Source organism: Thalassotalea sp. SU-HH00458, assembly GCF_040362795.1.
Taxonomy (GTDB): Bacteria; Pseudomonadota; Gammaproteobacteria; order Enterobacterales; family Alteromonadaceae; genus Thalassotalea_H; species Thalassotalea_H castellviae.
The window spans coordinates 366,502-381,238 of the sequence record NZ_BAABWW010000003.1 but is presented as its reverse complement, the minus strand read 5'-3'; the positions used below and the strand labels follow the sequence as shown (position 1 = coordinate 381,238).

The window sequence follows — 14,737 nt, the reverse complement described above, 5'->3', positions numbered from 1 at the left end:
TCCCCATAATGGGGAATATAGAATCTAAATAATTAAAACTAAAATTAAGGTTGTTCAGTAAGCTTAAATATTTGCTCCATTGGCAACCACTTTTCACCGTCTTTGGCCCAAGGGAGTGCTTGTTGAAATTGCCACATAAGAGTTTCCCACTTTTGCACTTCTGGATCTGATTCATCAGCTTTTGCTTTAGCAACAGGATCAAAACTGTCATCAACTTCCATGATCATAAATAGGCGGTTTTCGATAAGGTAAATTTCCATTTCGACAATACCTGCATCTCTAATGCTTTTAGCTACCGCTGGAAAGCCATTGCCAGGTTGATGATATTTCTTATATTCAGCGATTAATTCCGGGTTGTTTTTTAAATCAGTGGCTAAACAATGTCGTGTGGTTTTCATGTTTACTCTCTACTTTAAACGTATATTACATAGGAAATTTGGTGAGGTGTTCAGAAAATGATTTTTTGTCCACGATCGCACCTTTGTGTTGTATAACGCACTTTGCAACGTTAGCTGCAAATAATGCAGCTTGTTCAATAGAGCGTCCCATTATACGAGCACTTAAATAGCCGCCGTTAAATGCATCGCCTGCTGATGTTGTATCAACAACTTTATGAGCAGGTATAACGTCAATGATGGCTCTTTTACCTTTTTCACTGATTAAGATGCTTTCAGGACCATTTTTGATCACTATTTCTTCAACACCTAATTCTTCAAGATAATCAGCAACATCTTCAGCTGATTTAGCACCGTATAAAGCCATGTGATCTTCTACACCTGGTAAAACAACATCTGATAGGCTAAAAGCGATATTAAATGCCTTTCGTGCAGCTTCTTCACCTTGCCATAACGTAGGGCGGTAATTAGGATCAAAAATAATTTTAACCCCAAAGTTTTTTATACTTGCAAGGAAACTCCAAAAGCTGGTTAAATCGCTTTCAGACAAAATAGCGAGTGAGATCCCTGAAAAGAATAATGAATCTATTTGAGCAAACTTATCAAATGTTTCCTCTGATTCTATGAACTGCATTATTTTTGTTGCGGCAGAATCTTTACGCCAATAGGTAAAACTTCGTTCCCCTTCGTCATCGACGTTTATGAGGTATAACCCCATTTTTTCAGTATTAGAACGATAGAGTAGGTCATTATTAAGGTTTTCTTGAGTCATGAGCTTAATGAGCTGATCCGATAGTTCATCATTACCTATGGCACTTAAAAAGTTCACAGTAGCCTTTTGTTCAACACAACGTTTTATATAGATGCCGGTGTTAAATACATCACCGGCAAAACCTTGCTTGTATGTCTGTGGCAGTTCAGCACTACCAAACTCAACCATGCATTCACCCATTACGGCAATGTTTTTCATGCGCATATCTCCAACGGTTGTATAAGTTGAAGTGCTTGTTGGCTTAATTGCGTAATGCCATCCCACTGCTTATTTTGGATCATTTCTTTATTAATCATCCATGAGCCACCGACTGCAAAAACACTGTTTAATGCAAAGTAGTCCTGTGCATTTTTAGGCCCGACACCACCTGTTGGGCAAAACTTAATTTGGCTAAATACACTACCTAATGCTTTTAATGTATTAACCCCCCCGTATTGTTCAGCAGGGAAAAACTTTAATTCTTTTAAGCCTAATTCAATTGCTTGGGTAATTTCAGACGGTGAAGTTACCCCCGGAAGCATAGGTAATCCCGTATCTAACATAGCCTTTGCTAGGGTAGGAGTGAAAGAGGGACTAACTAAGAATTGAGCTCCTGCTTTCACCGCTTCTTTGACTTGTTGCTCATGCAAAAGAGTACCAACCCCGACAGTTATTTCAGGGACTTGCTCACTAACTGCTTTGATGCAATCAAGTGCTTTAGGGGTTCTTAGTACTATTTCAGCACAGTTAATACCACCTTTAGCAAGGGCTCTACTTACGTTTATTGCGTCATCAGTATTGTCTAAACTTATAACCGGTAAAATAGGACTTTTTTTTACTAATGATTGAAAATTTTGCTCTAACATAGTTTCTCCATAACATGGTTTATGCCTTGAGATGTTGTTGCTCTTAAAGCAGTTAAACTCTCGATTAGCTGATTTCTTATCGTAGTATTTTTCTTTAAATCGTTTCCGAATATTGACTCAATGTTTAAAAAGTCATCAACAATAGCGGCAACATCATTTTCAATTAAAGTTGAAAGACTAGCGAAATCATTTGCTAAGGGGTCTACTATTTCTTCTTTATTCTTGATGGCTCGGCAAATAAATTCAAACCAGCAAGCAAGTGACATGCAAAGCAATTTTGTTGGTCGGTTTAAAGCCAAATTATCCCTAATGATCGGTAATACTCTCATTTGTAGTTTTTGAGAACCATCCCAGGCAATTTGTGATAATAAATGACGAATTTCAGGGTTTAAAAATCGCTGAATTATTTCTTGTCCATATTTTTTCACATCAAGTTCTTTTGGCGGAATAAATGAACCAATCACTTCTTCTTCAGCTAATTTTGAAATAAACTGAAAGAAAGTGTCATCACTGGTCACTTCAAAGACTGTTTCGAACCCTGCAAGAGAGCCAGCATATGCTAGAGTGGAATGAAGGCAATTAAGAAGTCGTAACTTAGCTTTTTCAAAGCCTTCAACATCAGACGTAAATATTACCCCAACTTTATGCCAATCTGGGCGGCTTCCTTGCCAATTATCTTCAATAACCCACTGGGTAAACTCTTCACGCTGTATTGGCCATTCATCTTTTGCCCCAATAGTCTTAGATACGACATCAACAGTATAATCTTCAGTTTTAGGTGTAATGCTGTCTACCATGGCATTAGGAAAAGCGACATTGACTTTTATCCAAGTCGCCAAGTCTTCATCTAACTGATCGGCATAATCAATTACAGCACGCTTTAGTTTATCGCCATTATTGGCAACATTGTCACAACTTAAAACATTAAAAGGAGCAACTCCATTGATTTTTCGTTGACCTAAAGATTGTACGATATAACCAATGGCACTAATGGGTTCACTTCTATTCTTAAGGTCGTGAACAATATCTGGGTGTTGTAAATCAAGGCAGCCGTCAGCACCTAAACAGTAGCCTTTTTCGGTAATGGTTAATGTGACTAATTTTGTTGTTTCTGCACTTAATCGCTCCATTACTTGCTCAGACTGTTCACTGGCAACGAGCACTTCCTTCATGGCACCAATCACTTGGTAATGTATGTTTTTATCGAGAATGGCTAAAGTATAAAGGTTGTCTTGTTTAGCTAAAGTATCTCTTGCTGTCGCACTTCTTAATGAAACCCCACATATTCCCCAATCACCGCCTGAAAGGTTCATAGCATTTTCTGTATAAACGGCTTGGTGAGCTCGATGGAACGCTCCAGGTCCTAAATGAACAATACCAATTTGAGTGTTTTCTCTGTCATATGAAGGCGTTACTATACTTTGATTGCGCGCTACATGTTTTAAGTTTTCTTGTGATAAATTCATGTTTATTTCACTATGTTTTAATGATTTAAAAGCTAATTAAAGAGTTACACCACCCTTCCAAATTGAAATTTCTTTAAATTGATTCAATTCATTTTTTGTAGGTAAGCCTGAGGCGATATCCAATAACAATTGAAAAAATTCATCGATACACTCTTGTTGGGGTTTATTGATGAGTAGTAATTGGCCGGCATCAAAATCAATCCAATGTTTTTTACGAGAAGCAAGATTTGAATTGGAGGCAATTTTTACCGTTGGTACAGGAACACCTAATGGCGTGCCTCTGCCTGTCGTAAATAACACCATATTTGCTCCGCTTGCTGCTAAGGCAGTAGACGAAACAGCATCATTACCGGGCCCTTGAAGTAAAGTAATGCCGTTTTTATGTTTGGCTTTTTCACCATATTGAATGACATCTTGAACAGGGGCATTACCACCTTTTTGAATGGCACCTAAAGATTTTTCTTCTAGTGTTGTTAATCCACCTTCTTTATTACCTGGTGATGGGTTTTCGTATACAGGTTGATTATTCTTTATAAAGTAGTGTTTAAAATCTTCAACTAAATTAACGATATTATTGAAAACATTTTCGTTGGTTGCGTTATTCATTAAAACTTGTTCAGCACCAAACATTTCAGGTGTTTCCGTTAATATGACAGTTGCACCAAACGAGCTTAACTTTTCGGTAATACGACCTAATAACGGATTCGCTGTTAATCCACTTAAGCCGTCAGAACCGCCACATTTCATTCCAACGGTAAGTTCTGATACAGGGCAAGGTTCGCGTTGATCGTTTTGCATTTTTTCTAACAGTGACTCAATGCGCTTCATGCCTTCAGCTTCTTCATCGTCAACATGTTGAGCATTAAAGTATGAAAATCTTTCAGACAAGTTGTCTGGCAGTGACTTTATTAATTCACTTAATTGATTATTTTCACAGCCTAAGCCAAGTAATAATACGCCACCTGCATTTGGGTTTGAGGCTAGGTTGGCTAATAAACGCTTGGTTTGACTTAAATCATCGCCTAGTTGTGAGCAGCCAAAAGGGTGTGTAACTGCAAGAAAGTCATCAGCTTTGTCTGCATATAGTTCTTTGCACTGTGCAACTAATGCTTTAGCTGTATGATTAACACAACCAACACTATTCACTATCCATAATTCATTACGAATACCAACTAGCCCTGAATCTCGGCGGTATCCTAGGAACTGAGGAATTTCCTGGGGTTTTATGTCTTCTGTTATTACCTTAGGTAAGTACTGGTAGCTTTCATCGCCCGTTAAAGCTGTTTTTAAATTATGGCTGTGAACCCAGTTACCTTGTAAAATTTGACTTGTTGCTTTACCAATGGAATATCCGTATTTAACAATGTCGGCGTTTATTTCAAGGGCATGAATAGCAATTTTATGACCACGAGATACATCTTCAAGTAATTCAAAGCTATTGTCATCAAGGTTAATTATTAATCCAGCTTTTAGGTCTTCAAGTGCAACAATGACATTGTCATCATCATGTACTCGAATATAAGATTTCATCGTTAATTTAGCATCGTTCATGACTTATTCACTTAATAAAATGAGTTTACATTTTCATTATCAAAACTGTCCCTAAGCATTGGTAAAATTCAATTTTTGGATTGATAAGTAAATGTGACTTTGTTCGATAATTAATGGTTAATCCAATTGGTAAAATTTGGCGGCGTTTAAACCAAAAACGTTTCCTATCGTTTGTTGATTCTTATTGGAGAGATAATCATGAATGATTTGTTTTACTTTAGAGTAGTCACCCGCCACTAAACAAACTGGCCAATCTGAGCCAAACATTACTCTGTTTTCCCCAAAGTATTGAAAAATAGTATCTAGATAGGGAACGAAGTTTTCGTATTGCCAATTTTGCCAATCAGCCTCTGTTACCATACCTGAAACTTTGCAATACACATTTGGATTTTTAGCTAACGTTTTCATACCATATTGCCAACGAGAAAACTCGTCACCTGTTTTTATATTGGGTTTAGCTATGTGATCTATCACTACTCTTAGATCTGGTACTTTTGCTAGCATTTCGATAGCAGAAGGGAGTTGGTGGGCATATATGAGTAAATCATAACAGTAGCCGTGTTCCGCTAAAGCTTTTAATCCATGGATGAACTTATCATTACGCATAAAATCAGGATCGGTTTCTCCCTGTATAACATGTCTAAAACCAACAAGTTTTTTGTGACTTTTACATTGTTTAAGTTGATGATTTAAAGTCTCACTTTTTAAGTCAATCCAACCAACAACGCCTTTGATTTCTGCACTAGAATTCGCTAATGATAGAAGCCAATTAGTTTCCTCTATACTTTGCCTAGCTTGAACAGCTATCGAGCCATCAATATGGTTATTTGCTAACGTTTGTTGTAGTTCCTCAATTAAGAAGTTTTTTTTGAGGACAACCATAGAGTCATCAATCCAGTCATATTCTTCAGGATTGTATTGCCATAAATGGTGATGAGCATCGATACGCATAGTACTTATTAGTCAACCTCTATAATTGCTTTAACTACACCTGAATCGGGCTTGACCCATTCAGGAAATGTTTTAGTAAAGTCGTTAAATGAAGTTCTGTGAGTGACCATATTACCCGACTTAACTTTACCTGTTCGCATACACTCTACAACGTGTTCAAAATCTTCTTTTGTTGCATTTCTACTGCCCATTAGTGTTGTTTCACGTTTATGAAACTCTGGATCGTGAAATGAAATATCTGCTTTTACAACACTGACAAAAACAATAGTTCCGCCATGGGCAAGCCAGCCTATGGTTGATTCCATAGCTTTTGGACTACCGGTTGCATCAATAATAACCGTAGGCATATCACCATTTGTTAATGTTGATAATTGTTTTTCTACATCAAGTTTACTGTCAATTTGAGCGTCAAAACTAAATTCACTATCACAAAATGCTAAGCGTTCATCGTTTAAATCAGCAATAAATGTTTTCGCACCTGCTACTTGGGCAAACTGTGCGGCACCAAGGCCGATTGGACCTGCGCCAAGTACCATGACAGTATCTTTTTCGCTAATATTTGCACGCCTAACTGCGTGAGCACCAATGGCTAAGCATTCAACAATCGCTAATTCTTCAAAACTAACACCTTCGGTAATAACAACATGATCAGCCGGTACCACTAAATATTCACACATACCACCATCACGATGCACACCAATGACTTCAATATTAGTACAGCAGTTAGGTTTACCATTTCTACAGGCGATACATTCGCCACACTCTAAATAAGGCACAATAAAAGCAGCACTACCAATTGGTAAGTCAACACCTTCACCTAACTCGGCAATTTCACCTGCGAGTTCATGGCCAAGTACACGTGGATAAGAGAAAAATGGCTGATTTCCACCATAGGCATGGATATCAGTTCCGCAAACACCAATACAACGTATTTTTAATAATACTTCTCCGGCTAAAGGGCTAGGCTTTTTGCTTTGGGAAAATTCAAGTTTACCAGGTTCTTGGCAAACGATAGATTTCATCATTGTTTCATCCGTTTTGTAAATAATCGCTTAATTGCGTTAACTGCTGCTAAAAATAACTTGTGATAGAGAAAAGCTATTACCAATACATCATAATGTCTTTTAACTATAAAGTACACTCATTTAAAAGTTATGCAAGTAAAAAAAACAAGCGCATAAAGTTATTCTTCATTTTAGTTATTCGATTATTTTATATTACCCTTTGTTTTATAAGTGTTTTAATGGTTTTTGGTAAAGTGTTTTTGCAGCTAAGATCATTGTTTCTTTTACTTTCTCTTTACAAAACTGGCTAAAATCTGCGTCTAATTTATTAATTATCTTGCAATAAATCGTCATTATTTAGTGTACCTAATAAATGAAAAACACACACAAATGAAAATTGTTAACAAAAAACTATATACAAATTAATTGTAATCATTTAAGTTGATAAAAGAAAGTAATGATTAAGTGTTGTTTAAGATGAAATCGTTTTGGGGAAGTGATGAAAACATTCAAAAAAAGCAGTTTACATAGAAAGTGCCTTCTAGCTCTAGCTACAATGTTAGCGTCAAGTGCTTTAACTGTGTCAGCTTACGAAGAAAAAAGCACAGAAGAAAAGGTCAATGATGATATAGAGGTCATTGAGGTTCAAGGAACTCGTGATGCGCTAGCAGCAGCATTAGATAGAAAACGTGAAAGCAAAAATGTTATCGATACGATTATCGCTGAAGATATTGGTAAAATGGCCGATGAAAATGTCGCTGAAGCGTTACAACGAGTCACTGGTATTTCGATACAACGTGATATGGGGGAAGGAACATCCGTCAATATTCGTGGTATGGGCAGTGATTTTAATCAGATTAAAGTTAACGGCCAAACGATGACCTCAGGAGGTAATGGACGAGATGTTGACTTTAGCAGCTTTTCTGCAGACTTATTAGCTGCAATTGAGGTGGTGAAAACCCCGAGTGCTTCCCATGATGAAGGTAGTATAGGTGGTTCAATTAACCTGAAAACACGCAGACCTTTAGATATTCAAAAAGATCAGCTGTTTTCAGCTGAATTTAAAGAATCTTATAGTGAATTAGCAGATGAATATGATCCAAGCTTAGCGTTCACTTATATCAGAAATATTGATAACAAGTTTGGTTTTTCCGGTAATGTTTCCTATGAAAATAGACATGTTAGACAAGATCAATATTTTACACGTGGCTGGCGCGATTTTGACTTAGCTCTGATTGATGATGCTGCGCTTTCCTCTGATACAGCTCAAGAGAGTAAAGAAAATATTGCCGCTGATAAAGATGGTATTGGTTGGTATCCTGATGAATTTGGTCAACGACTTGATCTTCAAGAGCGTACACGACTTGGTGGTACGCTTAATCTACAGTATCGACCCACTGAAGATATTGATACTCACATAGACTTTACTTATTCCGAATTAGAAAAAGAGCATACGTTTTATCAAAATTGGAATCGATTCAGGTTTAACCAAGGGTTAGTAGAAAACATAACAATTGACCCCTGGGGTACTATGTTAAGTGGTGACTTCATCGGAAAAGCCGCTAGGTATCCTGATCAACAGCACACCACAAGATCTGAACGACAAGGTGAAACAACCACTAAAACGTTCATGGTCGGTTTTGGTGGAGACTATCGAATGGATCGTTTAACCATCAGTGGTGAATTTGGTTATTCAAGAAGTAAAGAGGACAATGACAAAGAAAGCCAATACCTATTTGCTGCACAAAACATCACTCATGGGTTTAATGTCGGTCAAGATGATTTAATTGAAATAACTCAAGTTGGTTCTTCTTCTATCGGTTTATATGACAACCCTCATCGACTGTCACAAATAAGAAATAATGTCCGTCACGTTGATGATGAAAACTATTCTGCTCAAATTGATTTTGATTATGCATTAGATAATGAATTTTTCTCTGCCGTAGAGTTTGGTGCTAAATGGACTGATCGTCAAAAATCTAAAGAAGACGATAGCACCTATATTAAAATGTGGCTTGAAGATATCAACAATGCTGACAAAGTACGTTCGAGTTTCATGGACCCTTCAAATCCTACACAACTTCCTGTTGATGATTTTATGTCAGGTCAAGGCTCTAATAATATGATCAGAGATTGGTCAGTGATTGATTTTGATACCGCTCAACAAAATGCATTAGATGTTTTCGGTGTTAATAGTTTTGATGAACTACCATTTTCAAAGTATCGCGATTTCCGTAATTCATTTAATTTAGATATTGAAACCAAAGCTTTATATGCCTTACTTGCTATTGATGCGCTAGATGGTCGGTTAGTTGGTGATATTGGTTTACGCTATGTTGAAACAACGCGAACTTCACGTGGTTATGCTGGTAATCAATTTAACATGCTGGAATACCGTGAAGGCTTAGATAATTATGCTAAATTACCCGTCGTTGATTATCGCGATGTCAATGTCGTTAAGGAATACGATAATTTATTGCCGAGCTTAAACCTTCGTTATGCATTGAGTGAAGATAAACTGATCCGTTTTGCGGTATCCGAAGTTATGGCACGACCAAATTTCTGGGAAATTGCGCCTTATATGAAGTCAGCTCCTTTGGTTGATAGACCCGGGCTATGGGCGGGTAACCCTCATCTAGATCCATTTGAAGCAACGCAAGTGGATTTAGCGTTTGAATGGTATTTCGATAAAGGTGCTATGGCAAACATAGGTACTTTCTATAAAGACATCTCTAGTTTTTATTACAATAAAATCACTGAAGGTGTCACCCATGATCCGGTGACAGGCGACCCGTATTGGTTAGATGGTGAAGGCGAACCTGTAGGCTTCCGCGCACAAATGCCAGAAAATGGGGCGGGTGGTGATATATTTGGTATAGAAACATCATTCCAAACCAATTTCACTTTTTTACCAGGCAAATGGGCAAACTTTGGAACATTGGTAAATTATACCTATACCGACAGTGAAGCCGATTATTTGAAACTTGAAGCGGGTGATGAATCTCCGCTTCAAGAAGTTGATTTACCCTTTCTTAATCAGTCTAAACATAGTGCCAATGCGACACTTTATTATGAAGATAAAGGTGTCAATGTTCGTTTAGCGTATACCTACCGTACTGAAAGTTTATACACACCTGCAGGTGCTAACGGCAATATGTATTGGAATGACGACTATGGTCAATTGGACTTTTCTGCGGGTTATTCTTTGGGTAAATACTGGCTAAGCTTCAACGTCGTTAATGTGACTGACGAAGTACAAGAGCGTTACGTGACCTCTCCACTTGAGGGCAATAGTTTGGAAGGGGATGGCCCGTCTAACCGTATGCTGTATATGTCTCAGGCTGGTCGAATATTCCGTTTAGGTATCAATGGAAAATTTTAATCCCCTATCAAATTAATAGGTTCAAATAGGGTGCATTAATAGCCGCATCCTTATTTTAGAGGTTTAACATAATGAAAATTAAAAGTTTACTGAGTTTCATCACTTTAACTACTTTGTTAATTGGTTGCGGAGATAGCTCTTCAAGTAGTGACAAAATGGAAAGTGCAATTGAATTATATATGGCTGCCATTCCTTTTACTGATGATAATTTAAAACAGTGTTTAGAAGAAGGTATTAACACTCAGGGAGTTACAACATCGAAAGAATTAACAAACCTAGCGTGTTCAGTACCAATAACTAATGTTCATGGCTTACATTATTTTTCTCAATTAGAAACACTCGATTTAACTAATGCTGACATGTCTTGTTTAGCTATTGACGAAATGCAAACACAAATTATTGAGCGTGCGGCAGTTGATGAAGATGAAAGTATTACCCAAGTAATTCAACCTGCAGGTTGTTTTTATAACCAAATTGCATTTAATGACATGCTGTTAAAGGCCTGTGTTGCTGAAGAGGTCGCATTAAATGGTTGGGTTAATAATGAAGAAGTGAACTACCTATCTTGTTCTGAACCTGCAATTAATGATGTAACTGGTTTAGAAAACTTTATCAACTTAGCTCAATTAGATCTAAGTTTAACTGCAGTACCTTGTATTGATTTAAGCCATCTACAAACGGCATTACCTAATACCGATATTGTCACACCGTCTACCTGTTTGATTGACAACATCGTTTTTAGTCAACCAGTACAAACATGTGTTGATGGCCAAGCACCTGAAAGTGGCTTAGTTGTCGATTTTCACTCTTTAACTTGTAATTCACCTGAGATCACTGACTTGACAGGTTTAGATAAGCTCACTTCGTTGGCAACGTTAAACCTTGTTGGAACTTCTGTCGATTGTGATGAATTAGGGGAGTTAGGAAAGGTACTGATCAATACTTCAATTTCAAAACCGTTAAGTTGTGAAATAACACCTGAGACATTATTGAGTGATTTACCTCCTTTTGAAGATCCAATTATGGCGGCGTGTATTTATAAAAAAGGTAACGAAAACGCAGTGACAGTAGGGGATATCGTAGTATTGAACTGTGGCGCAACAACAGGGGTACCTGATAAAGAGTTAACTTCACTTGGTGGCCTAGAAAATTTAGTTTCGATGCAGTCCCTCATTATTAATGCAACTAAAGTCGATAGCTTCCAGCCGTTAAAAGATCACCCTTCTCTAAAAGTATTGAGTATTTTTAACCTTAAGCGCTTAAATAATGATGACATGGTGTTTGTCCATGAAAATATGACCTATTTGGAAAACTTCAACATGGGTGGGGCAACAGGTATGAAGGATTATGCAAAATTCAATGCCATGACAAACTTGAATTTTCTTGGACTCGCCAACCAAAATTTAACCGGTGATGACCTAGGTACTGTTGGGGAGCTTATCGATTTAAAAACTCTAAATATTAAAGCGAACAAATTGACAACATTAGAAGCATTGCACTCGTTGACTGGGTTAACTGAGTTAAATGTAACCAAGAACCCAAATCTATCATGTGATCAAATTAATGCATTTAAAGCAGCAGTACCTGATGCGAATGTACTTATGGATCAAGGTTGTTAGAAAGTAAGACAAATTATAGTGGCTAACACACGACTTATTTTGTGGTTTTATTCTTCAATAATCACTCAAATTTGGTATCAAATATGTTATTGAGTGTTTATTATAAATAATGTACCTTTGTAAGGGGTTAGCCAATGTTAATTAATAAACAAGAGTTATTTTATGATTAAAATATATTCCATTGCTATAGCGATTACGTTGTTAGCAAGTTCATCTACGGTGAGTGCCAATAACAAAGCCGAAGAGAAAATCGTGGAGCCGAGTGCGGCAATGAAGCGCTATCAAGAAGTCTGGCAGAGTAAAAATCCGTATGACAACGAGTTTTATACCTCATTTCGCTATCAACCCCTAAAAGGTCTTGAAATGGAAGAAGGGGTAAGTCGTCGGGATGCTAGCCAAATTCTTAAAGCAGATGGTGTCTATTATGTTTATTACACCAAAGTGGTTATGCCAAATAATCAACCTCCTGTTGGTTATCAAAAAGCAGATGAAAATACTCCTGCAAACACCTGGGATCTAGCGGATATTTTCTATGCGACTTCTAACGATGGTAAAACATGGAAAGAGCAAGGGCTTGCTGTTCCTCGTGGGCCAAAAGGTGAGTTTGATGATAGAAGTGTATTCACTCCTGGTGTTTTGGAGTGGCAGGGGAAATATTATCTTTATTACCAAGCCGTAAAGTGGCCTTATAATCAAAGAACGAAGAATGTAATTGGTATGAGTTGGGCTGACAGCCCAGCAGGCCCTTGGCACCGTCATCCTGAGCCTATTTTAACCCCAGGGAAAAGTGGTATATGGAAAGGGGATAAACCTATTCGTTCACAAATAGAGAAAGAAGGGGATTTTGATAGCTTAAAAGTTCATGACCCATTCTTATTAGTGTTCAATGATAAAATTCACCTTTATTACAAAGCTCATCCAATGGGATTGTCAGGTAAATTAAAACTAACCTATCCAGATTTTTCTGGTGGTCTAGCAACCGCGGATAGTCCTTTTGGCCCATTTGTTAAACATCCTCAGAACCCTGTGTTAAACAGTGGTCATGAAGTCGTACTATGGCCATATAAATCAGGGGTTGCAGCACTGGTTACTGCGAATGGTCCTGAAAAAAATACCATTCAATGGTCACCTGACGGGGTGAATTTTGAAATTAAATCACATGTTGTTCTACCACCAGATGCGGCAGGCCCTTATGTACCTGATGCCTACACCAATACTAAAGACGGTCAAGGGATCACATGGGGGATCTCACATGTTGCTCAACGTAAAAACCAACCGTGGCCTCACCTGATTCGGTTTGATACTGATTTGACCGGGCATAAAACAAGAAAACTAAAACGAGAAAATATTCGTTTCACTAAAGAAGCATTATTTAACTCAGATAAACGATAAGCAATAAGAGAATAAATATGAATAAGATCATGATATCAATGGTGTTAATCGCCATAAGTTTCAGTACTTATGCAGGTCAAAGAGACTTTGCTAAGTTAGATAAAAACTCTGATGGTCAGCTTTCTAAAGAAGAGTTTCTTCATCGAATTAAAGTAGAAAATACCGAAAAAATGACACAAGTTTTTGTTAATCGCGATAAAAACAAAGATGGTCAATTATCGGTAGTTGAATACACCATTAAATCTAAAGTTAAGTAAACAATGAAACTGGCAGTGCATATAGTACAAACACTGCCAGTTGTTATTTATAAGAATAATGATAAGAGATAAATGTAAATGACTGATCTAACAACAGGAATTGGTTTTGCGCTAATGGCAGGTGTAATGCTTGGCCTGTACGCTCTACCCCAAAAATATACCACAGGTTTTAAAGAAGAGAATACATGGGCACTTTTCTTCATGCTCACTATGTTCGCTGTACCACTTATTGCTACTTTTGGCATTATGAAGGGAGCTAATGAAGTCTTTGCCGCTATTTCATCTGATGTATTAATGACCATGGTTGGCGCCAGTATTTTATGGGGTATAGGTGTGATGATGTGGGGTAAAGCGATTCATCATATTGGTCTATCTCTAGGTTTTAGCCTTTTTATAGGTACGGTTATTCTTGTTGGCTCGTTATTGCCATTTTTTGTTGATGGTATACCACAAGGCAACGCTCTTATTGCGATAGTACTTGGGCTCAGCTTTGTATTATTTGGTGTTATTTCAAATGGTCGGGCGGGAATTCTACGAGAAAAAGATAACCAAGAAGAAGTTAATGAACAAAGTGCTTCTATGGCAAAAGGTATTGCTATTGCGGTTATTGGTGGCTTATTGGCGACCGGATTTAGTTTAGCTAATGCTGTTGGTCGTCCCCCTCTTCATGAGGCGAGCCTTGCACAAGGTAATCCGGAATGGGTTACGGCTCTTGCGGTTATGTTTCCTATCTTTCTTAGTGGTGGCTTAATTATGGCGGGCTATTTTGCTTGGCAATTATCAAGTAAAAAAGCGTGGTCCTCTTTTAAAACCCCCCATTTTAGTAAGAACGCATTGTTAATCCTTATTATGGCGTTTTTCCATTATGCGGCATCTGCGGTGTTTGCCTATGCAGCCTTTAAATTAGGTGCTTCAGGTAATACGGTGGGTTATGCCATTTTTAATACCGCATGTGTAGTGACCGCAATAGTCAGTGGCATAATCACAGGTGAATGGAGTCAGGCTTCAGTTAAAGCTAAACGTACCATGTACTCGGGATTAGCGAGTATGGTTGTTGGTATTTTGATCATTTCTGTGGGCAATAACTTTTAAATGAGCCCAAA

Annotated in this window: 12 protein-coding genes; 5 read left to right on the top strand and 7 right to left on the bottom strand. The window is 37.6% G+C overall.

All coding sequences use genetic code 11. The features are described 5' to 3' along the window. Positions 1-44: 44 nt before the first annotated feature. From ABXH06_RS06885 to ABXH06_RS06855, 7 genes are all read right to left on the bottom strand, one after another. Entirely contained in the window at positions 45-398 is a 354-nt protein-coding gene (locus ABXH06_RS06885) for an L-rhamnose mutarotase (protein ID WP_353517737.1), read from the bottom strand. Between the two features lie 25 nt (positions 399-423). Then, on the bottom strand, positions 424-1,365 hold the full coding sequence (locus ABXH06_RS06880) for a sugar kinase (protein WP_353517736.1): 942 nt from the start codon (positions 1,363-1,365) through the stop codon (positions 424-426). Beyond that, positions 1,362-2,012 (bottom strand): bifunctional 4-hydroxy-2-oxoglutarate aldolase/2-dehydro-3-deoxy-phosphogluconate aldolase, encoded by a 651-nt coding sequence (locus ABXH06_RS06875; RefSeq protein WP_353517734.1) that lies wholly within the window; start codon positions 2,010-2,012, stop codon positions 1,362-1,364. Before ABXH06_RS06875 ends, ABXH06_RS06880 begins: the two co-directional genes overlap by 4 nt. Continuing rightward, on the bottom strand, positions 2,006-3,478 hold the full coding sequence (locus tag ABXH06_RS06870) for a mannitol dehydrogenase family protein (RefSeq protein WP_353517733.1): 1,473 nt from the start codon (positions 3,476-3,478) through the stop codon (positions 2,006-2,008). The genes ABXH06_RS06875 and ABXH06_RS06870 overlap by 7 nt, the downstream gene beginning before the upstream one ends. 36 nt (positions 3,479-3,514) lie before the next feature. Continuing rightward, complete coding sequence (locus ABXH06_RS06865) at positions 3,515-5,029, bottom strand: UxaA family hydrolase (RefSeq protein ID WP_353517732.1); 1,515 nt, start codon at positions 5,027-5,029, stop codon at positions 3,515-3,517. A gap of 117 nt (positions 5,030-5,146) precedes the next feature. Next, positions 5,147-5,980 carry an amidohydrolase family protein gene (locus ABXH06_RS06860; RefSeq protein WP_353517731.1) on the bottom strand — a complete coding sequence of 278 codons (834 nt, stop codon included), beginning with the start codon at positions 5,978-5,980 and terminating at the stop codon, positions 5,147-5,149. Positions 5,981-5,988: 8 nt separating this feature from the next. Beyond that, positions 5,989-7,005 (bottom strand): zinc-binding alcohol dehydrogenase family protein, encoded by a 1,017-nt coding sequence (locus ABXH06_RS06855; RefSeq protein WP_353517730.1) that lies wholly within the window; start codon positions 7,003-7,005, stop codon positions 5,989-5,991. 478 nt (positions 7,006-7,483) lie between these two features. Here ABXH06_RS06855 and ABXH06_RS06850 point away from each other — a divergent pair, with 478 nt between their 5' ends. The 5 genes from ABXH06_RS06850 (at position 7,484) to ABXH06_RS06830 (ending at position 14,726) form a co-directional block, all read left to right on the top strand. Then, positions 7,484-10,366, top strand: coding sequence for a TonB-dependent receptor (locus ABXH06_RS06850; protein ID WP_353517729.1), 2,883 nt, complete (start codon positions 7,484-7,486; stop codon positions 10,364-10,366). 71 nt (positions 10,367-10,437) lie between these two features. Beyond that, a complete protein-coding gene (locus tag ABXH06_RS06845; protein ID WP_353517727.1) occupies positions 10,438-11,985 on the top strand; it encodes a leucine-rich repeat domain-containing protein in 1,548 nt (515 codons plus the stop codon). Between the two features lie 162 nt (positions 11,986-12,147). Continuing rightward, positions 12,148-13,377 (top strand): glycoside hydrolase family 117 protein, encoded by a 1,230-nt coding sequence (locus tag ABXH06_RS06840; protein ID WP_353517726.1) that lies wholly within the window; start codon positions 12,148-12,150, stop codon positions 13,375-13,377. A gap of 17 nt (positions 13,378-13,394) precedes the next feature. Beyond that, entirely contained in the window at positions 13,395-13,634 is a 240-nt protein-coding gene (locus ABXH06_RS06835; RefSeq protein WP_353517725.1) for an EF-hand domain-containing protein, read from the top strand. 78 nt (positions 13,635-13,712) lie between these two features. Further along, the gene (locus ABXH06_RS06830) at positions 13,713-14,726 is read left to right on the top strand and encodes an L-rhamnose/proton symporter RhaT (RefSeq protein ID WP_353517724.1); all 1,014 of its coding nucleotides are present in this window, start codon (positions 13,713-13,715) and stop codon (positions 14,724-14,726) included. Positions 14,727-14,737: the final 11 nt, after the last annotated feature.

Coding starts and splice junctions, on each gene's coding strand:
- ABXH06_RS06870 (WP_353517733.1), bottom strand. CDS start 3,478: ATGAATTTATCACAAGAAAACTTAAAACATGTAGCGCGCAATCAAAGT.
- ABXH06_RS06830 (WP_353517724.1), top strand. CDS start 13,713: ATGACTGATCTAACAACAGGAATTGGTTTTGCGCTAATGGCAGGTGTA.
- ABXH06_RS06885 (WP_353517737.1), bottom strand. CDS start 398: ATGAAAACCACACGACATTGTTTAGCCACTGATTTAAAAAACAACCCG.
- ABXH06_RS06865 (WP_353517732.1), bottom strand. CDS start 5,029: ATGAACGATGCTAAATTAACGATGAAATCTTATATTCGAGTACATGAT.
- ABXH06_RS06860 (WP_353517731.1), bottom strand. CDS start 5,980: ATGCGTATCGATGCTCATCACCATTTATGGCAATACAATCCTGAAGAA.
- ABXH06_RS06835 (WP_353517725.1), top strand. CDS start 13,395: ATGAATAAGATCATGATATCAATGGTGTTAATCGCCATAAGTTTCAGT.
- ABXH06_RS06850 (WP_353517729.1), top strand. CDS start 7,484: ATGAAAACATTCAAAAAAAGCAGTTTACATAGAAAGTGCCTTCTAGCT.
- ABXH06_RS06845 (WP_353517727.1), top strand. CDS start 10,438: ATGAAAATTAAAAGTTTACTGAGTTTCATCACTTTAACTACTTTGTTA.
- ABXH06_RS06880 (WP_353517736.1), bottom strand. CDS start 1,365: ATGAAAAACATTGCCGTAATGGGTGAATGCATGGTTGAGTTTGGTAGT.
- ABXH06_RS06875 (WP_353517734.1), bottom strand. CDS start 2,012: ATGTTAGAGCAAAATTTTCAATCATTAGTAAAAAAAAGTCCTATTTTA.
- ABXH06_RS06855 (WP_353517730.1), bottom strand. CDS start 7,005: ATGATGAAATCTATCGTTTGCCAAGAACCTGGTAAACTTGAATTTTCC.
- ABXH06_RS06840 (WP_353517726.1), top strand. CDS start 12,148: ATGATTAAAATATATTCCATTGCTATAGCGATTACGTTGTTAGCAAGT.